Here is a 26,545-nt window from a genome sequence, read left to right as displayed (position 1 = left end):
ATCGCTAAATGACAGAACAAACCTCCCGCCTTGCCATTGTTATTGATAGCTCCGGAGCAGAGAAACAGGCCGATAATCTCGCAACTGCACTGGTAAAAATGACTCAGGCTGGAGACCGTGCTGCTTCGAGCGCTGGCAAGGTGATAAAGGCTACGGACGAAGAAAAGCAGGCTCTATCTGAACTTCTTGATCGTATTGACCCGGTGAATGCTGCCCTGAATAAGTTGGACAAACAACAACAGGATTTGGCGAAGTTCAAATCGAAAGGGATGGTAGATACAGATACATTTGAGCTTTATTCAAAGCGAATTGAAGAGACTCGTAACAAATTAACCGGCTTTCGTGACGACTTGAAAAAAACTGGGCAGTCTGCTGCCCAGACAGCTTTTGCAATGCGCATGATTCCCGCTCAGATGACGGATATCGTAGTCGGACTTTCTACAGGCCAATCCCCTTTTATGGTGCTTATGCAGCAGGGGGGGCAGTTAAAAGATATGTTTGGCGGTATTGGGCCAGCTATTAAGGGAGTTGGTACCTATGTTATGGGGTTGGTTAACCCTTTTACGATTACTGCCGCAGCTGTTGGTGTTCTTGGTCTTGCTTACTATAAAGGCGCTCAAGAGCAGGACGAATTTTATAAATCCCTCGTATTAACTGGTAATCAGGTAGGGAAAACATCCGGTCAACTTGCTGATATGGCTGCTCGTGCAGGAGCTGTTGCAGATTCAACCACCGGGAAAGCCGCTTCAACGTTAAATCAGTTAGTTTCATCTGGAAAAGTCGCAGGCGATTCACTGGAGCGTGTAACAACTGCAGTCATAAAAATCAGTGACGCGACAGGAATAGCCACTGAAAAACTTGTGAGTGACTTCAACGATATTGCAGCTGATCCGGTTGCGGCCATTACTAAACTAAACGACCAATACCATTTTTTAACTCTGGCAACCTACAACCAGATTAAGGCCTTGCAGGATGAAGGGAATCAGCAAGAGGCGGCACGCGTAGCGACCGATGCGTACGCCAATACCATGCAGCAGCGTGCAAATGATATTCATCAGAATCTAGGCCTTCTTGAAAGTGCCTGGGACTCGCTGGGGAAAGCAGCTAAAGGTGCATGGGATGCGATGCTCAACATTGGGCGCGAGCAGACCCTACAAGTCAAGTTAAGTACCTTAAATGAAAACATTGCCGAGGCGCAGAAAGGTCAGGCGGATGGGGGTTTTTGGAACGGGTTAAATGCTCGGTTTAGTAACCTTCCGGAGATGCTCAAACAACGGGATGCTATTCAGTCGCAAATTACAGCGGAAGATACGCTAAATGATATTTTGTCAGATCATGACAAAGCAGAACAAAAGCGCATTAAAACTCAGCAGGAAGCGGATCGAGTTAACCTTCAATACTTGAGCAATGCTGATAAGCGAAATAAAGCTATTAAGCAGCAGAGTGAGTTCTTGAAGGCTGGCGCTATCACGGCAGACCAGTACGCTAAAAATGTTTCTCGTATTAACGAGATGTATAAAGATCCAAAAGCACCAAAGATCGCGAAGACGCCTCAAGGAAAAGCCTACGCAGAGGACGCAGCAACTCGGCTTCTTGACCAGATACACCAGCAGACTGCCGCGATGCAGTCCCAGTTGGATGCCAGCGATAAACTTAATAGCGCTACGCAGGCACGGGTTAAGTTCGAACAGCAGATCGCTGACCTCAAATCTAAAACGCAACTAACCGCCGACCAGAAGTCGATTCTTTCCCGTTCTGACGAAGTATTGCAGGCCTATAAGCAGCAGGAGGCTTTGCAGAGTTCAGTTAAAACGCTGGATGACTACCGGAAAATGCAGGAGCAAATTGCACCAAAGGAATTGCGCCAAAATGAGACGTTGCAAAAACGCCTCGAAATTCTTCAGAAGATGGTTGAGCTGAAGAAACTGACGCCGGAGGCTGCTGGGAAGCAGGCGAGCGACCTGATTGGTAAATCAGTGCTGCCTGATTCCGTTATATCAGGTGTGAACAAGGCCGGTGGTACGCTGACGTCTGGAGCAACCAATAGTGACCTGTCAGGGCAGGGATTGAACATGATAGGGCTGCAAATAGAGCCGCAGCTTGAGGTTATCGAAAAGCTGAAGCAAGCCCAGACTGATTATGCTTCCTGGCTGAACCAGCAGCAGCAGGCGATCACACAAAGTACTTTACTGAATGAGCAGCAGAAGCAGCAGCAATTGCTGGCTCTCCAACAGCAAGGACAACAGAACCAGCAAGCACTAAGCACCGCAGTTTATGCCGCACAGATGCAATCAGCGCAAAACTCTTTCTCCAGTATCACCGATTCGATGGGGGCGATGTTCGGCGAGCAATCTGTAATGTATAAAGCGGCATTTGTTACGCAAAAAGCTTTTGCGCTTGCTCAGGCGGCTGTTCAATTGCCAATGGCAATGGCGCAGGCGCTTTCAAGCCAGCCATTCCCATACAACTTAGCAGCAATGGCTACTGTTGCAGGCCTCATGGCTACAATAACGTCCAGCATCTCCAGTGCTGCCGCCGTCGGCTTTGCTTCTGGTGGATATACTGGCTCAGGCGGAAAGTATCAGCCAGCGGGTATTGTTCATAAAGGGGAGTACGTTTTCGACCAGGAGTCTACAAATCGAATCGGCGTGTCACAACTTGAGGCGTTACGGAACGGCAAGCCACTTGATGCCACATTGGGGCGTTCGGGGTTTGGGACTGGCGTTCAGAACGTTAGCAACAGCCAGCAAACGACCATCATCCGCCCCACAGTCACGGTTCCTCCAATAACCATCAATGGAAATCCTTCTGACGCGACTGTGCTGCTTGTACAGCAGGCTACTCGTGAAGGAGCAAAACAAGGTTACCAGCAGGTTGCTAACGATCTGGCAAAAGGGGTTGGCCAAGTGCACAAGGCATTAACTGGGGGGTATAACACTGGACGGAGAACAGGGTAATGGCTGAAATATTTTATCCGCATGACTATCTCCCTATGCCTTTACAAGAAGGCTATGGATTCCAGCCAGTCAGCCCTTTGAAACGAACTCAACTCACCACAGGCCGGGCGAGACAACGCAGGGCGTATACCTCGACTCCCACGGAAGCGACTGTATCCTGGTTTATGGAGAGCGATGTTCAGGGGCTAACGTTTGAATCGTGGTACCGCGATGCGCTCTCTGATGGTGCGGCCTGGTTCATGATGAAGTTGCAAACCCCCGCAGGCATAAAATTCTACAAATGTCGTTTTACGGATATCTATCAGGGGCCAGTGCTGGTGGCTCCCATCTACTGGCGGTATTCGGCGACGCTGGAGTTATGGGAGCGTCCACTATTGCCTCCGCCGTGGGGTAACTACCCCGAGTGGATAGCAGGTAGTTCACTGCTTGATATCGCATTAAACAGGGAGTGGCCAAAGCATGACGGTGCTTAACCGGCTTTATGCCAGTAGCGGATCGGAAGTCATCATTGAAACGCTGCAAATCAATATCGGTTCGACGGTGCATTATTTCTGCAAGGGCTACGACGATATTACAGCGACGACCGAAAATGGCGCTGTTATAACCTTTTCAGCCGCAGCTATCGATATCGCCATCCCGGCCAGAAACAGCGACGGTACACAGGATTTAAAGTTCGCTGTCAGCAACATAAAAGGGGAGGCGAGTACAGCGATTCGTGATGCCCTGGCAGCGAGGCAAGATGGCTCTATGACTTACAGGCAATATGTTTCAACGGACCTTAACGCTCCGGCTACCGTGCCGTATACGCTCGCTATCAAATCGGGATCCTGGACAGCGCTGCAGGCACAAATCACAGCCGGCTATATGAACGTTCTCGATACCGCCTGGCCGAGATTCCGTTACACCCTTAATGAGTATCCCGGCCTCCGTTACATGAGTTGAGGTTTCCCCATGTTTGAACCTGATAAATACCTTTCGGTCACCTGGCTGAAGGGCGGCAGAGTGTATCCGCAACTCGACTGCTTTGGCATCGTAAATGAGATACGACGCGACCTTGGATTACCCGAATGGCCAGACTTTGCAGGTGTGACCAAAGATGGCGGCGGCCTTGATAAAGAAGCCAGAAAGCTGATGTTGAAGCTTGAGCGTTGTGAACCATGCGTCGGCGCTGGCGTGGCGTGTTATTCGGGAACAATGGTCACCCATGTGGGGATTGTTGTTGAGCTGAACGGGTTGCTGCAGGTAGCGGAATGTAACCCCGGCTCGAACGTTTCTTTTATGCCGGTCTGGAAATTTAAACGGCGATTTATCAAGGTGGAATTCTGGCGATGACGATCAATATTTATCCCTCCCGGTTACCTGGCGGACCACTTGAAAGCCATCAGCATGCGCGCATAACCCTGCATGAGTGGATGCAGAGGAATGTCGAAAATTATGATCCCGGGCTGCCACAGCCAATCAGCGTTGAGATTGATGGCGTGCCCGTAGCATCAGAGGAATGGCCGCGGTGCGAACTGTTACCAGATACTGACGTGAAGATTTACCCCGTCCCTTACGCGACAGGCTTTGCCATTGCCGCCCTGGTTGTAGCGGTAGCCGCTGCAGCTTATTCCATCTACATGATGAATAACCTCGATACGGGAGCCTACGATTCATCTACGGGTAAGTCTCTGGACTTAAACCCGGCAAAAGCGAATACAGCAAAACTTGGCGATCCTATTCGGGAATTGTTCGGGCGTGCGCGGGTTTATCCGGATTATGTTGTTCAGCCGGTCAGTCGTTTTAACCCTGATGACCCAACCAGAATGACAGTTGAGATGTTGATCTGCGTGAGTCGTGGAAATGTGGCATTTGCTAACGGCGATATCAGGATTGGTTCGACGCCTATTTCCGCCTTGGGTGATTCATTCTCCTGGACACTGTATCCGCCGGGAGCGGATGTTTCCGGCGATCGCCGCAGTGAAAACTGGTTCAACTCTACCGAGGTGGGCGGAACGTCCAGCGGCAGCGGCCTTGATATGGCGCAGACGGCACCGGATTCATCCGATATTACCGCCGACAGCATGACCGTTTCGGGATCGTCGGTTTCGTTCACCGGGCTGAGCGATGATGATGGCGATGATTCTCTGCCTGAGTCCTGGGTGGAAGGTGCGCTGGTGACTATCATCGCGCCGACCAACTACCTGATTTCGTCTTCATCGGGTTACAGCGTCCTGTTCAGTGACACGCTGACTGAGATTAACCCCTATGCCGGCATGCCCGTTACGCTGGAAATTAACGGGGCAGAATATGATCTCTTCATCGCTACGTTCACGCCAAAGCAGGATGCTGTTCCGGGCGTGGGGGGATCGGCAGCTTCATTGCGCGGCAGTGCAGCCCCAACAACCTATGATTTTTCGACCAGCAGCCAGACGTTTACCCTGACTTGGCAGGCGACTACTTATACCGTTTCGCTGATCGCTAACTACGGCAATATGTCTGGCCTGCTGGCGGCAATCAATGAAGCGATAGCTGGGTCTAACCTGGTCGCGCAGGATGATGGCGGGGTAGTTCGCATCGTTGAGAAGTCCAGTCCGTGGCTGGGCGGCAGTATTACCGCCTCATCACTTCCGGTTTCCGTTTTCGGGGATAGTCCAGTTTTTACCGCTGGTACCGCATCCAGCGGCGGCAGCCCGGCGATCACCGCCAATGTTACCCTTGCTTATGGGAGTGGAAGCGGCGCGGCATTTTCCGGCATTCCTGAAGGGACGCAGCGGCTGTCGCTGGCGCATCGGGGAAATGAATACCGTATTGCCTCAGCAGATGGTACAACCGCGACGGTACAGCGAATGGTTAACGGAACCGTTGATAATACCTGGCCAGGCTACTCACCCAGGACGATGATTGATTACCAGGCGACCGGGATTAACGACAACAATAGCTGGATGGGCCCGTTTCTCGCCTGCCCGGATAATGAGGTGGTAAATGCATTTGAAGTGAATTTTTCATTCCCTTCCGGAATTTGCGGTTTCGGAAAATCCGGTGGCAAGAATTACCGTAACGTTGATTATGAAATTCAGTACCGGGTATATGGTTCTGGTTCGGGCTGGGTGAGCAAAACCGGACGGTACCGGATGAAGAACATTAATGCCCTGGGGTTCACTGAGCGATTTGAACTGGCTACCCCTGGACTGGTTGAGGTTCGCTGCCGGCGGCGTAATGAGCAGGGCAGTAAAAACTCCAGGGACTCTATGTACTGGCAGGCGCTGCGCGGCAGGTTACTGACCCGCCCGGCATCATATGCCGGTGTATCGTTAATGGCCGTGACGGTGGAATCTGGCGGCAAACTGGCGGCGCAGTCTGATCGGCGCGTAAACGTTGTGGCCACGCGTATTTATGATACCGGCGCCCCGCGGCGCATCTCCAGCGCGCTGTTTCATGTTGGTAATTCTCTTGGCCTGGCAATGGACACCGAAGCCATTAACACCCTTGAGGCAACCTACTGGACCCCGAAAAATGAGTATTTCGACTTCGCGACAGGTGACAGTGTCTCCGCGCTGGAAATGCTGCAGAAGATCACCACAGCGGGGAAATCATATTTCCTGCTGAGTGACGGGCTCGCATCTGTAGGCAGGGAAGGGATTAAGAACTGGTCCGGCATTATCAGCCCGCATGAAATGACCGAAGAGTTACAGACCACCTTCTCGGCGCCGTCCGCCGATGATTACGATGCTGTGGATGTCACTTATATCAATGGCACGACGTGGTCAGAAGAAACGGTGCAATGCCGGACTCCGGATAACCCCACACCGAGGAAAATTGAGAGTTATACCCTCGATGGGGTGCTTGACCCGAACCGCGCCTATCAAATCGGCATGCGTCGCCTGATGAAATACCTGTATCAACGGCTGGGCCATAACACGACAACAGAACTGGATGCGCTGGTCTATCAGTATGGCGATCGCATTCTGCTGACGGATGACATTCCGGGAAATAAAACAGTAAGTAGCCTGGTTATGGATATGGCCACATCTGGCGGTCAAACGGTATTTACCGTCTCCGAGCCACTGGACTGGTCCTTTGAAAACCCGCGCGCAATTCTGCGATACCAGGATGGTTCTGCCTCCGGGCTGCTGGTGGCCACCTTTGTCGGGGATTATCAGTTGTCCGTTCCGTGGCAGGCTGCTTTTGATGAAATTCTGCTGGACGATCCGAGCATCGAACCGCCGCGGCTGGTGTTCTGCAGCTCAACGCGAAGTGTCTACGATGCCATATTTGAGGAGATAGCCCCGCAGGCGGACGGAACCTGCCAGGTGACGACAAGACAATACAGCGACATTTTCTACCAATACGACGACGCCAGTTACCCCGGCAGCGTCTCTTAAAACCAAAAATTTCCCCGATTAACTTTCTTTCGCTCAAACCCTCGTTTGGGCGAAGCGTCTTTTTGGAGCAAAAAACATGGCCTTTAATCCGCCGCTGGGAACTACCAACGCCGATGTTTTTATGGGCAACGTTCAACGTCTGGATGAACTAGTTAACGGTCCTGCAGCCGACGTTCCCGATCGTGCAGGTGACCCGCTATATTCCTGGCGCCTAACCCGTCAGAGCCTGATTCCTCTTAGCCGTCAGTACATGACACTTGCAGACGCACAGGCGGATATTGCCAACATTCCTGATGGCTCAGCGACCTATGTGCGCAGTGCTGACGGGAGTTCACTTGCGGATGAATATATCAACAACGGCGGAACACTGGAGGCAACCGGGCGTAAAATGCCGTCACAAAGTGGTATCGCCACGGCGATTAATTATTTACTGAGTGGTATTTATCCATCTGACGTATCCTCTTCATGGGAAATTACTAAGAATTTTGTCATTTTCAGGGATGGCACTTTTGCTGCTAATGACGCATGGGATGGGTATTTTGTTCCCTGCAAAGAAGGCGATCAGGCTGATTATTTTGGTGTTATCAACACAGTAACAGCTGGAGAAACAACTGCCTGGCTGATTCAGTGCGACAATAACAAAAACTACGTTAAGGTTCTGGCGGAAACCGTTTCGACAGGTGTTGCAACTGAGCAGGGAACTGTACACGGCGTTGCAACTCAGGAGGGGTATATTTATGTTCGCGTGCGTAATAGTGTAAACCCGAACTGGAATATCAACTTTCTCAAAAAGCATTTGATTACCACTGATGACTATTTGAACGGCATTTCTCAGCTTAACCAGGGGCTTTGGCCGGAAAGTGCATCATCTGTCTGGGAAATTACCCGCCAGTTTGTTTTGTTTTCTGGCGGTCTTTCCGGCTCTTATCCTGAATGGGATGCGTATTACATTCCTTGCAGCAAAGGGGACCAGGCTGAATATTCTGGCATTATTGATCTGGCAACCGCAGGGACCGTTACGGCATGGCTGATTCAGTGCGATACCGACAAAAAGTACGTGTCTGATTTAGCAGTCAATGTCACTACTGGTGATGCAACAAGGCAGGGCACGGTTAGAGGAACGGCTATCCAGGATGGTTATATTTATGTCCGGGTAAAAAATAGCGGGAATGCTGGGTGGTATATCAATTTCATGAAGAAGTTTCTGATTGCTTCTTCCGATGTTGGTATTGCTGGCGGGGTTGCTGAATATGACGTTTTAAAAGCTATCGGGGATAACGGTCAGTCCATTGATTACACCAAAAACGGCAATTACTATGTTTTTGGCGTCGTAATGCTGTATGACGGGACGATTAACAGCAGTGCCGGTAATGACTGGCTGGCGTATTACCTGCCAGTATCAAAAGGCGATCAAGTCACGATGTCCGGCATCTACGGTTCAGCGACCGTCGGCCAGCAAATGGCATATTTCATTCAGCTGGACCATGACAAAAATTTTGTTGCGCCCCTGGATATCTATATCAGTACCGGCGCCTCTGACGTCCAGTTAACCCGCAGCGTTATCGCTTCTCAGGATGGGGTGATGTATGTCAGGGTGCGGCGTGTACTGGGTGGCGTCGAACAGGCATACAGCGTTACAGCATTCCAGCGCAGCTACAAGCTGCTGCAGGACCTGTACGCTCTGCAAAATCAGGTTGATGACCTGATTAATAACGGGGCAGTGCAGACGCCTGTTATTGGTGCGACTCTGGAGCAGTTACCCGTAAAACTGGATAACAGATTTAACTACAACGCTGCCGTATATATTCAGGATAACGTTGTCACTGCCGGGAATTACACTTTCGCAGTTGGTACACGTGGGAACCGTCATCCCATCATCATGCGCAAAGAGAATCTCACCGGAGTGTGGACATATTTCGACCTTCACTATGTCACCGGAAACCCTTTAGCATCGCCAACCGAAGAAGATAGTCATAACGTTTACAGCCTGGGCGTGACGAAGGATGGTTATCTAATTGTCAGCGGGAATATGCACGCCAAACCGTGCCGGGCTGTTATATCCAATGCTCCATATGACATTACGGCATGGACGGCAATCAGTTATACCGCGTCAGCGGAGGTAACCTATCCTCGGTTTGTCAATTACCCGGACGGAACCACGCAGGCATTCTGGCGACAGGGGCTATCGGCTGCTGGTCAGTATTATTCAGCCCTGTTTAATGACACGACCAGAACGTTTGGACCTGTATTCCAGATTGCAGCAACAGACCTCAACGCGAACGCCTATGAACAACGCCTCGGTGTTGGCCGGGATGATTCGCTGCACTTCTGCTTTGGCCTACGCGTCAATGCGAACACAGCAGATGCTAACCGCGGCCTGTACTATGCGAAATCGATGGATAAGGGACTGACATGGACAAACGCTGCCGGCACTGTAAATTACCCTGCACCACTGACAGAAGCCAACAGCGAGAAGATCGCTGATATCGCTCTGTATTCTGGTTATGTTAATCAGAATGGCGGCGCGTGTGATTATGACAGCCACTACCACACTTGCCTGTGGCAGACTGATGAGAATAACCATACGCAAATCGCTCATATCTGGTTTGACGGCTCAGACTGGCATGAGGAATTCGTTTCAAAGTTCACATTCAAGGTCAATACTACAAAGCCTCTACTGGACGGTTCCCTTAGTCGTCCGGCCATTGGCTGCAACAAGTATGGGAAAACATGGATATTCTATCGAACAACCGAAATGGGGCGCGATGGAGAAATCAGGGCAATCGATGTATCTGAGCCAGGTAACCCGGTAGAGCATATTGTTACCGGGTTCAATATGGGGACACTAGAGCTGGCGGTAAATACCAATACTCTGATGAACGATAACCAACTGCTGATGCTGGCAACTCGCGGTGCGATTGGTTATGCGGACCCTATGTACGCTCGATACACAGATGAGCCAGGGTATCTGTTAGTTGCAGTGATGCCTTAATAACCCCCACCCGATAACCGTATGCAAGAGTTACCGGGTGGGATTAAAGGGTCTCCCTACCAAATTCAACTTTATATCTGTGGAAGCAACATAGCCCTGATTAGTGCGGCTGCAATCGCATACCCACCAGTATCCGGGTCAGGATGCAATCCATCCCCCACCATCCACGGACGCGCGGAACCATAGGCATAATCTGCAGGGTGAACTCCGAAAGAGCTTTGCAGATTAAGGAATGCTACATCCTGCTCCCGGGAGAGTTCGTACATTTCCCGGGCATAGCTAGACATTGGGATAGTATTTCCTCCCGGACGGTTATTTTCTGCAGGACAAATCAGCATAATATCAGTGGTCGGCGACGCTGTGCGGATGCGGTTAATCATCGTCAGGAGGTTTGATTTAAACGTCTCCGGAGTAATCTTCACCCCCTGGTCGTTTGTGCCCAACATGATGGTAGCCAGATTTGCTTTCAGGGTTGTAAATGCCGTCTCCCAGCGAGTTTCATCGGCATTCACCCAATTGTTAGTATGCGAACCACTACCACCAAGCTTATGCACGATGACACCCGGCTGCGTGGCGTTCTGGATACTGACGCCGTAAAGCACCACACTACCGGAAACCAGCGTTATCGTTACCGTTCCGCTACCTACAGTCGGCATCGACGGCATCGGGATCATCTGCATACCCGCTGCATAGGTGGACAAATCAATCTCCACCGGCGCTGCCATCCCTGGGGCGTTATAGCTGATTATTCCGCCGCCGCCTTCGGCGTAAAGCGTATAAGTGAACCCCAGGCTAAAGTCGTCATTCCAGGTCAGCGTCGCTCCTGCAGCAGCACTAGTGACTGATGAGATATCCAACCCGTTACCGGTGTTGTACTGGCAGGCGAAACCAGTTTGCGTTATCACCGTGCCGATAATATCGGTATTGTCGCCGAACTGGTCATAACCGAACGATCGATACCCAAAACCAATGGGCGGAACGGTGACCGTCGCCGCAGTACCGTTATAGAGATGCCATAATTTCTGCGCACATTTCAGGGCATAACGTACCTGCCCCCTTGTGTAGCTGTCACCAATCATCGCCCAGGAGAACTGCACATTACCGCCATAGGTAAGTTTGTTCAGTCGCATATGGGTTTCACGCAACCGTTCAAGTCCGTATGAGTCAGGAACGGTAGTATCTTCCGGTGCCGCACCGCCGCCAGTAACCGGAGTCCCGTCTGGCATCGTTGACAGCAAAGAGTAGGTAAATGCTTCATACGCCGTAGACACTTCACCCGCTTCCATCTGGAACGTATCGCTGATGGCAACGGACGTGGTGATCCGCACAAAATAGCAATCGGCAGGAGTGGTAATCACCCGGATATGCTGGCCCGTATCAGACAGAGAGCTGATGAACCCTTTATTCCTGGCATAGAAAGCGACGAATCGGGAGTCAGAGTTAAAGGCGAATTTCATCCCAGGTGTCACCGGGATAAAATCCGAGTAGTAGTACCGGGAATCAGGCTCATGAATTATGCCCTGCTCATCGATATAGCCAGATTTTCTGGTGTTTTTGTTATAGAGGTTTTTCCCCGATACAAGAAGCCCTTGCTGAACGAAGTTAATATCAAGCCCATCAGCGAGCACCATTTCCCCCGGAACTCTGAGTGCTGAACCATCTGAAGCTACCGGCTCCATCAGGTGCTGGTAATCAGCTCGCGGCGCGAGATAATCACCTTCTGACAGAAACATGGTTTCCATTACATTCTGTGCCAGCGTGATGCGTGCATAGGCAGAATTTTCAGGCGGGGTAAACTCGGTAACCAGTGAAAGCGTGGAGATGTACTGCTTGTCAGCATTGTAAAACGCCACAAACCGTAACTGAGCAGCGGCTTTATATTTCGTGGCAGGTATGACCCGGATATAGTCAGAATAGACATAGCCAGCCCCTGACGCCCCCTGTACGGGATAGACAGATCCCCATTCATTGATGTAACCAAAACTGGCAGCGTTCTTGTTAAACAGGTTTACGCCGGGGCCAAACAATATGGTCTCCTCCGGCTCCTCAGCGAACGTGACCTGTACACCGTCAAATGCATCAGGTGCAACCTGCCGGAACGGCTCGAACTCAGTAGCCAGGCTGTTCTCTTCAATCATCATCGCCGGAACAACCAGAGTAGGAACCTCAATGCGCATAAACACTGCGCCAGCAGGGATAACAAGTGCGGCTATCGTTTTCGAGCCATAACCATCAACTGCCTGCACACTGATAAACCGGCCTTTAGCATCGTAATACGCTGCCGCCCGCCACTGCTGGTTAGAGCAGTAGCTTTTGGTTGCGTCAATCTTCATATAGCCTGACACCGACATTGACGTGTCGCTGTTATTAGTTATCGTTCCGGTCGATGATAAATGCCTACCGTCAAATACCAGCGAGGGGTTAAAGAAGTTTTTCCCATGCGCAAAACCCAGCGCGACATATCCATTTGTGGTAGCACCATTAATGACAGGGCTGACGATGGACTCGTAATTCGTGTACGGCATCTGGCCGACGCCAAAGTTTAACTGGAATACATCCAGATTACTGATTAGTACAGAGACAACAACAAACGCTGCACTGGCTGGCGCTGTAAATGACGTCACACTGCTGACATCGGATAGGTACATGCCATCAGCATCAAAAAATGTCGCAACCCTGGTGTTGATTCGGGTTGTGTACGGGGCATCGCCAACAATGCCTATCCGTTCTGAATAACAATAATCCGGGTTTGCCGTCGGCACGCCCGAACCTTCGAACAAATAATATCCAGGGGTAACCGTATTTTTGTTGAAAAGATTAACGCCCGGGTTAATCAGTTCCGGCATGATGGCATCAACAGTTCGTTGCGATGGCATTTGACGCCCTGTAGGGGTCAGCGTGCCGGCATTATTAATATACTCGTCCGCCAGCGCAGAGCCATCCACGCTGCGAACATAGACGGCGCTCCCGGCAGGAATATTGGCAATATCCGCCTGTGCGTCTGCAAGTGTCATGTACTGACGGCTAAGAGGAATCAGGCTCTGACGGATTAGACGCCAGGAATATAGCGGGTCACCTGCGCGATCGGGAACATCAGCAGCAGGACCGTTAATCAGTTCATCCAGACGTTGAACGTTGCCCATAAAAACATCGGCGTTGGTCGATCCCAGCGGCGGGTTAAAGGCCATGTTTTTTGCTCCAAAAAGAGGCTTCGCCCAAACGAGGGTTTGAGCGAAAGTCCGGAGATTTTTACAATCAGCTATTTCAAAGGGTTATGTGATGCTGATTGGTTACGCCAGGGTGTCTACCGGGGATCAGAACCTCGATTTACAGAAAAACGCACTGATTCGAGCAGAATGTGAGCTTGTTTTTGAAGATATGGCCAGCGGGAAAAATGCCAGGCGACCTGGTTTAAAGCGTGCGTTGCGCAGACTCAAGCCTGGTGATGTGCTGGTGGTCTGGAAGCTGGATCGGCTTGGGCGCAGCGTGCGCGACTTAATAACCATGGTATCGGAGCTACAGCAGCGCGGCGTAAACTTTCGCAGCCTGACTGACTCGATCGACACGTCGACCCCTGCAGGCCGTTTCTTCTTTCATGTCATGAGTGCGCTGGCAGAAATGGAACGAGAGTTGATCGTCGAACGTACTCGCGCTGGTTTAGCCGCAGCAAGGGAGCAGGGGAGAATTGGAGGGCGGCGTCGGGTAATGACGACTGATATCGTGGAACATTGCCGCCGGATGCTCGCAAATGGAGCTACCCGACAGCAGGCTGCAGATGTTATTGGGGTTGGGGTAAAGACGATTTACAAATATTTCCCTGTAGCTGGCGTAGGGAATTTTGAGAATCAGTAATCGTCAGGGATGTTGGAGATACCGCCCCACACGATAATCAGGCCAAGTATAGTCATGGCAAATAAGGTTACAGATACGCCTGAGATGATTAAAAATGTCATATAGTTCCTTGAGGTGTGTGTTGTCATTCATTAGACAGCAGGAACTGTAGAAGGTTGTGAGCTTTACAAATTTCTGGCAATCGTTTTTTGGTTAAGTAAACGGCCAATGGCTATATGTAAGAGTTAGTTGGGAACCACCAAGTACTTACTCGGAACCTCTTGGTAAAGAATTGCAGGGATAATCGGAGATAGTTTGAAGACTACTAAGATATTTCCCCGGAAAACATTGCCTCATCCTTATAAACTTAAGGTTTTCAACGTGGTAAAGCCTGCTGCTATTACAAAGTAGTCAGCAAGATAGATTCATGGTACATGACAAGTAGAATGGTTCATTTATATAAAGAGGCTTCGCCTTCAGGACGCGTTTTGAATCTGCGGTGCATCCACAGGTATTGCTCAGGGGCTCGGAGAATTTCATGCTCGATGATCTTATTCATATAACCCGCTGCGGCGACCTTGTCTTCCCCTGGATAGCCTGACAACGGATTGCTGATATACATGCGATAACCTTTTTTATCGCTACGTCGAATCATGCTAAGTGTGATCAGTTGTGCACCTGCGAGTTTTGACAGAGCATATGTTCCGTTCGTTGAGGCTGCTTTTTTTACCGAGAAAAAAGGTGCAAAAACGCTTCCCTTAGGCCCATAATCCTGATCTGGTGCAAACCACACGGCTTCACCAGCTTTCAATGCATGAACAAAACCAGATAAATTACGCCGATTAATCATCGCCTTATTTGAACGCATACGACCTTTTGTCTGTACCCATTCCATTAATAGATTATTGTGTGGGCGATACGTAGCCATCATAGGATGGCATAAACCCATTACTCTTCCACACAACTCAAGGGACATAAAATGAATCCCGACAACCATTACCCCTCTGGTCGCACCGGTCAGGTTTTCAAGCCCTTCGACATCAAACCATTTTTTGACTCTCGCATCACTCCAGAACCAGGCCATTCCTGTTTCCATCAGTCCCAGTCCGAGAGAAACAAAGTTTTTCTTGACCATCTGGTTTCGGGCAAACGGTGTCATTCCTGGAAAGCAGAGTTCGATATTTCTAATCGCAATTCCTTCCCGACGTTTCAGAAAGGGTCTGGATATTTTTCCAAGACCAGAGCCCAGAATATGTAAAACCGGGTAAGGAAGCTGAACGAGAAGCCACAGCAGACCCAAACCAGTCCAGGTAAGCCAGTAGCGAGGATGGAGTAAATTATAAGTAAAAGTCTGTGACATAAATTTCCTTAATGCTAATGGAGTTATAACGCAAAAGGGAAATGCTGAGAAAATTCGTCTTTAGCGATACTCATTCTTTTAGACAGTTTGAATTCGTATAAATTCAGAAGAAACAATTTCAATTACTGGCAACAGTTTTTGAATAGTCAGGGATACATTGTAAATCAGCAAAGTTATGCTGTTATAACTTCATGGGTTTTTCATTGATATTCAAGAAATTGTCTTATGGATTCATCATCATCAAGGTACTCAAAAGAAAGAAGGCGAATTTTGGTAAGTTTATAAAACCACTCACAATCGTTTCGTTGAATAATTTCGCCTGGTTTGAAACATATCCCGGATGCCACCCGGATAATGGCATATTTACCATTACTAAACCTGACCCGGTGAATACAGAAAGGTTGGCCAGCCTGCCCGTGACAGCTGTTCGACAGGATACGTCCTTCAATAAAAACAGATTTTTTAGATTTCATTATCATACCCTCGACAACTGCAGTACAGGAGGAACGTTGTCATTTTCCGACATCACTGACGTTAAGTGGCAGAAGCTAATCAGCCGCCGATACACCAGCATTCTGAAGGTCTGAACAACAGTCCGCAGGCAGGGCACTCAAGAACCGCATCTTTTCTTAGCTTACCTGCTTTCTGATCAGCTCTGTGTGCGCATACCGGGCAGGCAACATGAACCGGTCTTTCTTTAAAATATCTGAGCCCTTTTGTATAAGACATAAATGATTCTCTGAGGAATACAGTAATTATTATACGCTTTGATATAAAAATAACTGGCATAAGTTATGTTAAGTTGTGTCTGAATCAGGATGTAAGATATTGAAAATTGAACGTCTGATTTATGATACACTATCCTTCCGTGAGAAATTTATGATGAAATCAGAAGACACCCTTGACTGGTATCCGGCACAACTACCGCCAGTGAAAATTATTCTTGGTGAAGCCGTGCTGGCTGTGGGTAAACAGGGCAGACCGATTAATACCCGCACCTTGCTGGAATACCTTCAGGTCATGCAGGACAAACAAAAAAGGCGGGATGACAAAATCGCCATGCAGACTGCGATTGATGTTCTCAGGGATAATCAGCGCATTAACGGCAGACGTTAATGCACCTCCGGGATCAGTGTCAGTTCTGAATGATCTCAACCGTATGGTTTTGTCCATCATCCTTCAGCGGTATTCTGTCATCAGGGAGGAGAACACCATCCAGCGTCACGGAATATTCTGCATCGCCGCGTGAGACACTAATCTGATAGTGGCTTTCACCATACTGATAAGCAATAGAAAAAGACGGCCACGCATCAGGTAATAGGGCATGAACACTAAAGTCAGTGCCGGTGCGTTTTATCCCCAGTAATTCCTCGGTAAGTAAACGCCAGGCCCAGCCTGCAGAACCGGTGTACCAGCTCCAGCCTGCACGACCAGTATGGGGAGCTACGCTGTAGACATCAGCACTCATGACATAAGGTTCAGCTTTATAAATCCCGACAGAGCCCGCATTGAGAGTATGATTTACAGGGTTGAGCATTGACCAGAGTTGCCAGGCACGTTTGGCATTCCCCATCCGGGCAAATGCCATCACGGCCCAGATGGCACCATGAGTATACTGCCCTCCGTTTTCCCGCACACCGGGCAGGTACCCCTGTATGTAGCCCGGATTTGGACCGTGTCCGTCGAAAGGAGGCGTTAACAGTTTGATCAGCCCGCCTTTGTTATCCACAAGGTGCTTATCCAGCGCCTGCAGGGCCTTTGCGCACCGTCCCGGGCTCGCGGCACCGGACAATACAGACCAGCTCTGCGCAATCGCATCAATCCGGCAGTCCTGTGAGGTTTTCGATCCCAGGGGAGTACCATCGTCAAAATACCCGCGCCGGTACCATTCCCCATCCCAGGCGTGGGCTTCGAGATTGCTTTGCAGGCGCAGAGCCTGTGAATGGCACATCGCGGCGACGCTTTCATCCAGCCTGCGCTCCGCCAGCGTTGCAAACCGCTGCAAAATGTCGTACAGGAAGAAGCCCAGCCAGACGCTTTCACCTTTGCCTTCGATACCCACCCGGTTCATCCCGTCATTCCAGTCACCAGCCCCCATCAGCGGCAGGCCATGCCCCCCGAACCGAAGTCCATGGCGAATAGCTTTGACACAGTGTAACCAGAGAGTCTCTCCGATGCCGCTGATGACCGGCGTGTCATAGACAGACTCTTCACCAGGCGGAAGCGGGCGCCCCTCCAGATAAGGAATGTGTATTCCCAGAGCCTCCATATCCCCCGTCGTTTCAACATAGTGGCAAACGGCAAGCGGCAGCCACAGGTAGTCATCTGAACAACGGGTACGGACACCGTTACCGTGTGGTGGGTGCCACCAGTGCTGCACATCCCCCTCGATAAACTGCCGGGAGGCACAGAGTATTATCTGTTCACGCAACCGGTTCGGATCAGCATGGCTCAGTGCCAGTGAATCCTGCAACTGATCGCGAAAACCATATGCACCGCCAGACTGATAGTAACCACTGCGGGCCATAAGACGACAGGCGACTGTCTGATATAACAGCCAGCCATTGACCAGTAAATTTACTGACGTGTCGGGGGTGTTAACCACGATTTTATCGAGCACATTGTGCCAGTGGTTATGAATCCGGTTCAGCTCCTGGCGGACTGTATCCTCGTTCATGTAATGGGCCAGCGTCTCATTAGCACAAACATCATTCTCTTCTGCGCCGAGGATAAAAATAAACGTCCTCTGATCCCCATCAATTAATGTTACCGTCGATTGTACCGCCCCGCAGGGATCCAGACCGGCGCCCGTGTTACCTGAAAGCCTGCGCAATTTCATGGCTGACGGCGCGTGAAGGGAACCATTACGGCCAATAAACTCCCGACGGTCCCCGGTCAGCGAACAGTCATTACCGCTGACGGCAAAAAATGCAGTTCGGCCTCCACCATTATCACCATAAAAGTTGTTCGCCAGCACCCCGCAACCGCCAGACGTTCTGGCCGCATGTGTCACAATGTGAGGAGCTGAGCGAGTTCGTGATCCTCCGAGCGTCCACTCTACATAACCTGTGACGGAGAGTTGACGTGTCCGTCCCGAAGAGTTACTGAGTGTCAGGAGCACCAGTTTAACTGGCGCCTCTTCGGCAACCAGGACCGTCAGCTCGCTGTCTATTCCACTCTCTCGATGGGCAAAAACGCTGTAGCCAAAACCATGCCGGGTCAGGTAATCACCGTGTCCGCGAACAGGCAACGCTGTCGGTGACCAGTTTTCCCCGGTCTCTTCATCACGCAGATAAAACGCCTCGCCAGAGCGATCGCTCACAGGATCGTTTTCCCAGGGTGTTAACCGGTATTCATGGGCATTCTCATACCAGGTATAGGCCTGTCCTGCCTCTGAGATCACGCTGCCAAAACGGGGATTTGCCAGTACGTTTGACCAGGGAGCCGGTGTCTGCGCATTTTCCCGCATAACAATTTGATATTCCCGTCCATCCTGAGAAAATCCACCGAACCCATTGAAATAGCATAACTGACTGATATCGGGGGGCCAGTCCGTATGTTGATTACGCTCGCGCACTGCACGCGGCATGAATGCTATGACCGGCGATTTCAGGGTATGGATACGCTGGTTAAGCTGCTCATTAATACTCCCTGCGCGGTCATCAAGATAAAGACAGGCCACGCTCATCAGAAGCAACTTATCTTCTGCGGAGAGATGCTCGCCATTACGGACAAAAAGACCGCCCGTTTTGTCCAGCAGACTGGCTTCAGACCCCGCATAAATTAATTCCATAATTTGATTTTGTAATCCCTGCTGGTAGCCACCGGGGCTGTTATTTAGGATAACCAAATCAACATCCAGTCCTTTCTGTCGCCAGTAACGGTGTGCCTGAATCAGTGTGGTCACTGAGGCGATACTTTCTTCGCCGGTTATACTGAGCAGTACTATCGGCAGATCGCCTGAAATTGCCCAGCCCCACAGACCGGACTGACCACGCCGGTTGCGGCTGATCACCTGGCCTTCAGCGCGTAGCTCCTGGACAGGGTAAAGCACAGCACTGGCGAGACGATTAAACAAAGTTGCATCATCTTCACTGGCATTCATCTGGCGTAATACCACCAGACTGTGAGACCAGGCCAGTTCAAAGACGCGATCGGCAATAGGGTAATCGCGATATTTTTCCAGCAGGGCCAGGCTCTGCTGGCGGTTCTCGCTGATACCATAAACGATATCAATCGTAACCGGATGCCCCGGCTGTAGAGTGATGGAGTGACGTATAGCCAGTATCGGATCCAGCACTGACCCCGACGTGTTGCTGAGCGTCCCTCCCGCCTCTATTGCCTGGGCATTCGCAGGATTTCTGCCACGTCCAATAAACCTTGCCCTGTCCGTTTCAAACGACACGTTATTTCGGTTATCGCCGTGCACCACCATCATGTGAAACAGGCAAGGACCCGGTTCATCCGGTGAGCGCGGGCGCCGGTGGCAAAGAATAGCGTCACGCTCAGGAGCCAGCTCAGTCTGAATAAACAGATTGCTGAATGCCGGGTGTGCCAGATCGCTGGCAGCCGCTGCCAGGACCACTTCAACATAGGTTGTCAGCTCCAGAGAGCGAGGCTTGCGACCACGATGAATCAGTGTGAGCCGTCGTAATTCAACATCATCCTCCGGAGAGATCACCACCTGAGTTTTGACGCTGAGTCCCCCGAAGCTGCGTCTGAATTCTGCCCCCGCATCGGTGAATAACACTTCCTCGTCTTGTCCGCTGATGTAGCCTGTCGGTTGCCAGGTATTGCTCCACACATCTCCCGTCTGGGTATCGCGGATATAGCAGAATGCTCCCCAGTTATCACGGGTGGTATCACTGCGCCAGCGTGTTATTGCAATATCGTTCCAGCGACTGTAACCACCGCCGGCTGCGGTCAGCATCAGATGATAATGGCCGTTGGACAGAAGTTGAATATCCGGGGCAGGGGTATCCACGCTATAGAAAATACGGGGTTCATAGCGGATGGGTTTGACCCTGCCCTCATGAGATTCAAAATGACGGCGCGGACTGTACAGATCGACCGCATCCGGCACGCGCTCCTGTAACAGCAGACTCGCTGACCGGAATACCGTACTGGACATAAAGCGTTCAGTCATGGGGGCGTCAAGCAGCACATGAGCCAGCGCCTGAAATGCCATACCCTGGTGATGCGCCATCCAGGACTGTACCACCGCATAGAGCTGACCGGTTGCAAGACGTGAGGGGGTATAGTCCAGCGCTTCATAAAAACCGTATTCTCCGCGTGCACCATTTTTTTGCAGCCTGAACAGGTTCTCACAGGCTTTCTGCGGGGAAACCATCAGCGCCAGCAGCGTGGCGTAAGGAGCAACAACCATGTCATCGGCAAGCCCCCTGCGCAGACCGAGCCCCGGTACGCCAAATGCCTGATACTGATAATTATGCTGAACATCAAAAGCATGATAGCCAGACTCTGAAACACCCCATGGTACCCCGCGTTCTTTCCCCCAGTGAATCTGGCGCATAACCGCCGACTGACTCATTTCATCGAGCAGGCTGCCGGGCCAGGTGGGCATCACCAGATTCGGCATCAGATATTCAAACATGGATCCGCTCCATGACATCAGGGCCGTTTCATTATCAATCGTGGTAAACAATCGACCCAGCGCGTACCAGCTTTTAAGAGGCAGCTGATTAGTCGCAATGGCAAGAAAACTGGTCAGGCGGATTTCAGACGGCAGGAGATCGTAGTGGCTCTTGTCAGGCGTATTCGTGTCACAGTTATAACCGACGCTGAGCAGACTGGTTGCTTCACTGTACAGAAAGGCGAAATCCATCCGGGCATGCTCATCCAGCCGCTGTTCCAGCTCGGTGATAATATTGAGTCGCATTCGGGCCTGCTCCGCCACTGACGCCGGAGGCGTTTCTGTACCGGTTAATGTCGGACGGGCAAGCTCGCTCAGCGTCGGCAGCGTCTGCTCATTCCAGGATACAGGTAACCAGCCAAGCAACAGAGACCACTCATGGCAAAGCTGAACCAGTTGATGCTCCAGATGTCCTGCCCAGCGCATCTGAAGAGGTGACCCCTGATGGCATAACATGGTCAGATGGTTGCACTGGGTGCGCATGTTTTTCAGTTCGCTGATAAACGCCTGCGGAGAGAGCGACACCGCATTCAGGCAATGCTTGCGCAGCAGTCTCAGGCTGTCAGGTGGGTTCTTACCCCACTGTTTTTCCAGAATATCCAGCGTATCGTTCAGTCCTGCCAGTATCTGTTGGCTGCTTAAAACAGGCTGATGACGCATGGCGGACAGCCCTGCACGCAGCGTCAACAAATGCCCGGCCATGTTGCCGCTGTCGACGCTGGAGATATAGCGTGGACTGAGGGGGACCAGCGTACGGGTGTCATACCAGTTGTACAGATGGCCCCGGTAGTGCTCCATTTTATCCAGCGTGTCGAGTGTGAGCGACACGCGCCGGAGCACCTCTCCGCCGGGCAGGTAGCCAAAGTCCCATGCCGTCAGGTTAGCCATTAGTGAAAGACCAATATTGGTAGGAGAAGTTCGGTGTGCCACCGTCGGTTGTGGTATTTCCTGATAATTATCAGGCGGAAGCCAGTTCTCTTTTTCTGTGGCAAAGGTTTCAAAAAATGCCCAGATTTCACGGCTTGTCTGGCGTAACAGCTGTTTTTGTTCCTGACCTGGCGAAAAAACCTTACGCACGGGCTGACGACTCAGCCAGCTCATCAGCAACGGTGCCACACACCATACCAAACCGATCGGTAACACAATCCCCAGCAGCTGGGGGGCCAATTTTCCGGTCAGAATTATCAGCGTCACGCCACCGGCAACATTCAGCCACATCGCCTGATAAAAACGTGCAACAGTGGATCTGGCCTGATTGCTGTCCTGGCTGTGGCTGACCCACTGGCTGAGGTGACGCCTGCTTATCCCCAGTCGCCATAGCGTCACGGCGATCGCTTTCAGCGAATATCCGGCTTCGTGTGGCAGTATCGCAAAATTAAGACCGATACCTGACAGACGCTTCAGCGCGCCCGCCATTACAAGTAACAGATGCGGCTTCAGGCGACGGCGCAGAGGTTTATTGAGAAGGTCATGGGTGATGCAGAGGAGGGCTGGCAACAGCCAAATCAGTGACAGTATGCACAGCCAGTAAACCGGATTGGGAACCCAAAGCAGGGTGAAGTAGAGCAATACCACTAAAGAGGGGGCGACCAGGCTGCGACGCAGATTGTCGAGTAATTTCCAGTAAGAAAGCGCGGTCAGTGGATTCCGGGTACGGGTTCCATCGGCTTTTCTGACGTGTGGTTTCAGCCAGTTAAGCAGTTGCCAGTCACCCCGGATCCAGCGTGAACGGCGTGCAACGTCCGACAGATAATTATTAGGGTACTGTTCGTAGAGTAACACCTCACTCAGCAGACCCGAGCGCGCATAGCACCCTTCGAGGAGATCATGGCTGAGAACCAGATTTTCCGGGCAGGTATTGGCAGTGGCCTGCATAAAAATGTCAACATCGTAAATCCCTTTGCCCACGAACGACCCTTCCCCAAAGAGATCCTGATAGATATCCGAAGACATCATAGAATAGGGGTTATTACCCGGTATGCTGCTGCGCAGGGCGGCGTAACGCCCCTGACCGTTACGTGGTATCTCCTCAGCAAGACCGGGTTGTAAAATACCAAATCCTTTGACCACCCTCTGGCGTACCGGATCATACTCTGGCGTATTCAACGGATGGGCCATCGCCGCGACCAGTTTGTGAGCCGTATCGCGCGGCAACACCGTATCACTGTCCAGGGTAATGACGTATTTTATGTGACCCGGTAAAAGGTGGGCAGGCATGTCTGCAACGCTGACGAATTGCGTTCCGGGATGGCGCAACCAGCTGTTCAGTAACGCCAGTTTTCCCCGCTTGCGTTCATAGCCCATCCACGCTCCTTCCGAGGGGTTCCATTCAGGCTGACGATGTAACAGATAAAAACGTGGTCGGCCGGAGGGGTAGCGGCGATTCAGCACCTGCGTATCAGCGATAGCCTGTCTGAGCAGCGCGTGACTTTCCGGCGAGGGTTCATTTTCAGAATCTGCAAAATCAGTGAGCAGCGCGAACCTGAGATTTTCGTTTTCATTCCCCAACCAACAGACTTCAAGACTGGAGAGGAGCTGGCTGAAACTTTCGTGGCTGGTCAGCATGCAGGGGATGACGATCATGGTGGCACTGTCAGCGGGAATGCCGGTTGAAAAATCCATCCCCGGCAAGGGGCGAGGAACGCGAAAACGGGTGGTTGCGTCACTGAGTAAATCACTCATTAACTGAGTTAAAGCGATAACCAGAGGTAATATCACCGCGATTAACAACCAACCTGCGCCCTGCATGGCAGTTTCGTGCAATATTGCCGCGGTCGCTGCGGTTGTCAACAACGCCAGGCTACCAAGCCATGACAGCAGGGTTATTCTGTTGAAACTGTGCCGCAAGCGTATGAGTCTTGAGGTGTCTGCCAGGAGATGTATATCCAGTGCCTGTCGACCTTCGCCGGCGAGATAATAACCAACATGATGTTCCGGTGTATTGGGGGCTTTTTCCTCTGAAAGCGCCAGCACCCTGTCAGCAACCTCAGGCTCGCTGAGCCCACTGTCTCTGGCCAGGACCTCAACTACGTGCCGGTAATGATCCCGGGTATTGAAGTGCATCCGGGGATAGATACCGGCAGGATCATTGCTTAATACCTGTTCGACGACGCTTATCGTTTCGGCGAAATCAGCCCAGTCCGTTTCACCCAGTAATCGCAGACCTGCGATGCTGTTACTGACAGACAGCTGGCTGGCGGCAAGCTGTTGATTGAAGTTATTTATGAGAATGTCAGTGGTGACTCCCTGTTCCCGAAGGCACTGATCAACCCAGGTAAGAGGTAACGACAGCGCGTTGCCGTGCCCCTGCAGACGCCGCACCAGTTCTGCGACAAACGCGCTGGATAACGGAGGACGGGAGCGCGCCAAATCGGCAACCACCATAATTAAATCACCAGGCGCACTCTCTGCACATTCGAAAATCCTGGTTATCCACGTATCTGCCAGGTTTCTGTCCTGTTGCGCTTTTATCACTTCCATACTGATACGACGAAGATTTTCAATCAGCGCCAGTCGAAGCATTCCCGGTAATGCCCAGACTTCACCCAGCGTCAGCGGCGTCACCTGTTGATAGGCAGCGAGATAGCTGGTTAGACTGGTGGCATCCCAGCGGCCATCACCGTGAGCAATGGCCTCTGATGCGATATGATAAATTCTTGGGCAATTCAGCGGCGACATCAGCGACGGGAGACCTTTACCAAAACTTTTCGGCAAGTGCTGGCGGACGGTACGGATTTGTTCCTCAATCAGATAATAATTGTCCAGCAACCACTCCCCGGCGGGCATGATACTGGTCTTTTTACCTGCATTAAGCTCATAGCAGTTTTGGGTGATAACGGCCTCATTGTCGCCAAGCCGTTTCAGAAGATAATAGGGATGTTTATCCGGTGATACTTTATGGGTCCGCGCCAGCTTCTGACCATAGCGTTCCATCTGGGCAGTCGAAAAGAGTTCTGACCGCGGAGTGCTTTCGCTTGCAGGATCGTTCGCCGAAAACGTTACGTTTTCGGCAGCATTCACCGGAATACGGGAGCGGTTAAACCACGCTCTGGGGTTCATTTTCATAGCATTGCTCTGATGCGACATTAGCGCGCAGGAGCAGTTGCGAAATCAGTTCAGAAACGTTCTCTCAGGATGGGCGTAAGGCATCAGGGATTTAACAGCTGCTGGGATTTAACTTAAGTATAGAAGATGGTTCTGTCCACGGCGGATCAGTTGATACTAGCGCCGTGAGATAAACAGGGCTTTACACCGAGGGCAAAGCATGGCCTGATTGCGCCGGATTTTTGCCATCGGTTGAACTGATTTGAAACCACAAACAGTGCAGACAACAGTGGCAGTAGATGCACCGCTGAAGAATTTCATTGCGTAATTGATAATAGACATAACCATTAACCTTTCAATGAATGAACTTCACCGTATCACATATGGTTAAGTTTTAATCTGTTTATTTTGTGACCCTGAAATTCAGGAGAGGTAAATGTTCGCAGCCACAGGCCCTCTGGGACCATTGATCCGACAGAATTCTATGCGGCTTCCTGGGATGAGTAATTCTGATTCGCGGGAGTTAACGGCTGAAATGTGAAGCAGAACATCTTTTCGCCCATCTGAAGGGATGATGAGGCCTTTACCACTGAGAATGTCAAAGCTTTTGACAATGCCTGTCATTTTATGGGACAAGTCGATTCCTTATTAAAAACACGTAAAGACTATACATTCAAAATAGTATATTGCCACACTTAATTTTCCTGCAGGACTTCTGGATGGCTAAAAAATAATTTGCGTATTAGTATCTCCCGTGTCTTAATGAATCCTGTTAGTTCAATGTACAAACGAACGTTAAACATTTTCTGGTCAGTCCTCATTACCAGGCGCTATCGCTGATATCCCCTCCTTTTGAGTCATACCTTTAATACTATACGTTTACTATTAATACTATCATGTATAACGGGAGTCAGTATGTCCACAAGAATTAAAGGTTTGGTAAAATGGTTTAACGAAGATAAAGGTTTTGGTTTCATTTCACCTCTTGACGGAAGCAAGGATGTCTTCGTCCATTTTTCCGCACTCCATGGTGAGAATTTCAATACCTTATTTGAAGGGCAGAAAGTTGAGTTCGCCATGCAGAGTGGTGAAAAAGGGCCTGCTGCTACAAACGTAATACTTTGCGATAAATGAAGATTTGCGGGCCCGCGACAACGATGAAGGATTATTCCTGAGTAGACAGGTCCATAAATTAAATCAGAGAAAGTCGGTTGTTTTTTTAATATCAGGTCAACATGTTTTTCGCAATTATGAGTGTGCTGACCGATGTGATGAAGTGCAGGACTACTGCCTGAAAGCCTGAAAGCCTGAAAGCCTGAAAGCCTGAAAGCCTGAAAGCCTGAA

15 protein-coding genes are annotated in these 26,545 nt (G+C 50.7%); 9 read left to right on the top strand and 6 right to left on the bottom strand.

All coding sequences use genetic code 11. The annotated features are described in order from the left end of the window. Positions 1-8 precede the first annotated feature (8 nt). From ABLV08_RS14455 to ABLV08_RS14430, 6 genes are all read left to right on the top strand, one after another. The gene (locus ABLV08_RS14455; protein WP_117025800.1) at positions 9-2,957 is read left to right on the top strand and encodes a phage tail length tape measure family protein; all 2,949 of its coding nucleotides are present in this window, start codon (positions 9-11) and stop codon (positions 2,955-2,957) included. Next, on the top strand, positions 2,957-3,430 hold the full coding sequence (locus ABLV08_RS14450; protein WP_032712199.1) for a hypothetical protein: 474 nt from the start codon (positions 2,957-2,959) through the stop codon (positions 3,428-3,430). Before ABLV08_RS14455 ends, ABLV08_RS14450 begins: the two co-directional genes overlap by 1 nt. Beyond that, on the top strand, positions 3,417-3,899 hold the full coding sequence (locus ABLV08_RS14445) for a DUF1833 family protein (RefSeq protein ID WP_045419358.1): 483 nt from the start codon (positions 3,417-3,419) through the stop codon (positions 3,897-3,899). Before ABLV08_RS14450 ends, ABLV08_RS14445 begins: the two co-directional genes overlap by 14 nt. Positions 3,900-3,908: 9 nt before the next feature. Then, positions 3,909-4,289: a hypothetical protein gene (locus ABLV08_RS14440; protein ID WP_032712197.1), complete on the top strand. Its 381-nt coding sequence runs from the start codon at positions 3,909-3,911 to the stop codon at positions 4,287-4,289. Beyond that, a complete protein-coding gene (locus ABLV08_RS14435; protein WP_063422110.1) occupies positions 4,286-7,321 on the top strand; it encodes a host specificity factor TipJ family phage tail protein in 3,036 nt (1,011 codons plus the stop codon). Before ABLV08_RS14440 ends, ABLV08_RS14435 begins: the two co-directional genes overlap by 4 nt. A 76-nt stretch (positions 7,322-7,397) precedes the next feature. Next, the gene (locus tag ABLV08_RS14430) at positions 7,398-10,313 is read left to right on the top strand and encodes a BNR-4 repeat-containing protein (RefSeq protein ID WP_320905271.1); all 2,916 of its coding nucleotides are present in this window, start codon (positions 7,398-7,400) and stop codon (positions 10,311-10,313) included. A gap of 71 nt (positions 10,314-10,384) precedes the next feature. Here the strand turns inward: ABLV08_RS14430 and ABLV08_RS14425 are convergent, their stop codons facing one another. Further along, entirely contained in the window at positions 10,385-13,501 is a 3,117-nt protein-coding gene (locus ABLV08_RS14425; RefSeq protein ID WP_238984054.1) for an SGNH/GDSL hydrolase family protein, read from the bottom strand. Positions 13,502-13,592: 91 nt separating this feature from the next. On the opposite strand from ABLV08_RS14425, the gene ABLV08_RS14420 reads away from it, so the two are divergent. Then, positions 13,593-14,165, top strand: a complete 573-nt coding sequence (locus ABLV08_RS14420) for a recombinase family protein (protein ID WP_049057147.1) — start codon at positions 13,593-13,595, stop codon at positions 14,163-14,165. 430 nt (positions 14,166-14,595) lie between these two features. Here the strand turns inward: ABLV08_RS14420 and lpxP are convergent, their stop codons facing one another. Beyond that, entirely contained in the window at positions 14,596-15,504 is a 909-nt protein-coding gene (gene lpxP, locus ABLV08_RS14415) for a kdo(2)-lipid IV(A) palmitoleoyltransferase (RefSeq protein ID WP_047053427.1), read from the bottom strand. A 200-nt stretch (positions 15,505-15,704) separates the two neighbouring features. After that, positions 15,705-15,977, bottom strand: coding sequence for a hypothetical protein (locus ABLV08_RS14410; protein ID WP_162378656.1), 273 nt, complete (start codon positions 15,975-15,977; stop codon positions 15,705-15,707). Positions 15,978-16,386: 409 nt separating this feature from the next. Here ABLV08_RS14410 and ABLV08_RS14405 point away from each other — a divergent pair, with 409 nt between their 5' ends. Beyond that, a complete protein-coding gene (locus ABLV08_RS14405; protein WP_004132711.1) occupies positions 16,387-16,620 on the top strand; it encodes a hypothetical protein in 234 nt (77 codons plus the stop codon). A 19-nt stretch (positions 16,621-16,639) separates the two neighbouring features. Here ABLV08_RS14405 and ABLV08_RS14400 read toward each other — a convergent pair whose 3' ends face one another. The 3 genes from ABLV08_RS14400 to cspF all read right to left on the bottom strand — a co-directional run bounded on the left by ABLV08_RS14400 (position 16,640) and on the right by cspF (position 25,837). Then, on the bottom strand, positions 16,640-25,222 hold the full coding sequence (locus ABLV08_RS14400; protein ID WP_117025823.1) for a glucoamylase family protein: 8,583 nt from the start codon (positions 25,220-25,222) through the stop codon (positions 16,640-16,642). A 156-nt stretch (positions 25,223-25,378) separates the two neighbouring features. Beyond that, positions 25,379-25,543, bottom strand: a complete 165-nt coding sequence (locus ABLV08_RS14395; protein ID WP_213191361.1) for a YnfU family zinc-binding protein — start codon at positions 25,541-25,543, stop codon at positions 25,379-25,381. An 81-nt stretch (positions 25,544-25,624) separates the two neighbouring features. Further along, positions 25,625-25,837 (bottom strand): cold shock-like protein CspF, encoded by a 213-nt coding sequence (cspF, locus tag ABLV08_RS14390; RefSeq protein ID WP_071787615.1) that lies wholly within the window; start codon positions 25,835-25,837, stop codon positions 25,625-25,627. Between the two features lie 279 nt (positions 25,838-26,116). Between cspF and ABLV08_RS14385 the strand changes: the two genes are divergently transcribed. After that, a complete protein-coding gene (locus ABLV08_RS14385; protein WP_023279058.1) occupies positions 26,117-26,335 on the top strand; it encodes a cold shock domain-containing protein in 219 nt (72 codons plus the stop codon). Positions 26,336-26,545: the final 210 nt, after the last annotated feature.

Origin of the sequence: Klebsiella sp. CN_Kp088, from assembly GCF_040064335.1 — a bacterium.
Taxonomy (GTDB): Bacteria; Pseudomonadota; Gammaproteobacteria; order Enterobacterales; family Enterobacteriaceae; genus Klebsiella; species Klebsiella aerogenes.
The sequence above is the reverse complement of the archived record's forward strand: the minus strand, read 5'-3'. Positions and strand labels throughout refer to the sequence as shown.

Coding starts and splice junctions, on each gene's coding strand:
- ABLV08_RS14455 (WP_117025800.1), top strand. CDS start 9: ATGACAGAACAAACCTCCCGCCTTGCCATTGTTATTGATAGCTCCGGA.
- ABLV08_RS14450 (WP_032712199.1), top strand. CDS start 2,957: ATGGCTGAAATATTTTATCCGCATGACTATCTCCCTATGCCTTTACAA.
- ABLV08_RS14445 (WP_045419358.1), top strand. CDS start 3,417: ATGACGGTGCTTAACCGGCTTTATGCCAGTAGCGGATCGGAAGTCATC.
- ABLV08_RS14440 (WP_032712197.1), top strand. CDS start 3,909: ATGTTTGAACCTGATAAATACCTTTCGGTCACCTGGCTGAAGGGCGGC.
- ABLV08_RS14435 (WP_063422110.1), top strand. CDS start 4,286: ATGACGATCAATATTTATCCCTCCCGGTTACCTGGCGGACCACTTGAA.
- ABLV08_RS14430 (WP_320905271.1), top strand. CDS start 7,398: ATGGCCTTTAATCCGCCGCTGGGAACTACCAACGCCGATGTTTTTATG.
- ABLV08_RS14425 (WP_238984054.1), bottom strand. CDS start 13,501: ATGGCCTTTAACCCGCCGCTGGGATCGACCAACGCCGATGTTTTTATG.
- ABLV08_RS14420 (WP_049057147.1), top strand. CDS start 13,593: ATGCTGATTGGTTACGCCAGGGTGTCTACCGGGGATCAGAACCTCGAT.
- lpxP (WP_047053427.1), bottom strand. CDS start 15,504: ATGTCACAGACTTTTACTTATAATTTACTCCATCCTCGCTACTGGCTT.
- ABLV08_RS14410 (WP_162378656.1), bottom strand. CDS start 15,977: ATGAAATCTAAAAAATCTGTTTTTATTGAAGGACGTATCCTGTCGAAC.
- ABLV08_RS14405 (WP_004132711.1), top strand. CDS start 16,387: ATGAAATCAGAAGACACCCTTGACTGGTATCCGGCACAACTACCGCCA.
- ABLV08_RS14400 (WP_117025823.1), bottom strand. CDS start 25,222: ATGAAAATGAACCCCAGAGCGTGGTTTAACCGCTCCCGTATTCCGGTG.
- ABLV08_RS14395 (WP_213191361.1), bottom strand. CDS start 25,543: ATGTCTATTATCAATTACGCAATGAAATTCTTCAGCGGTGCATCTACT.
- ABLV08_RS14385 (WP_023279058.1), top strand. CDS start 26,117: ATGTCCACAAGAATTAAAGGTTTGGTAAAATGGTTTAACGAAGATAAA.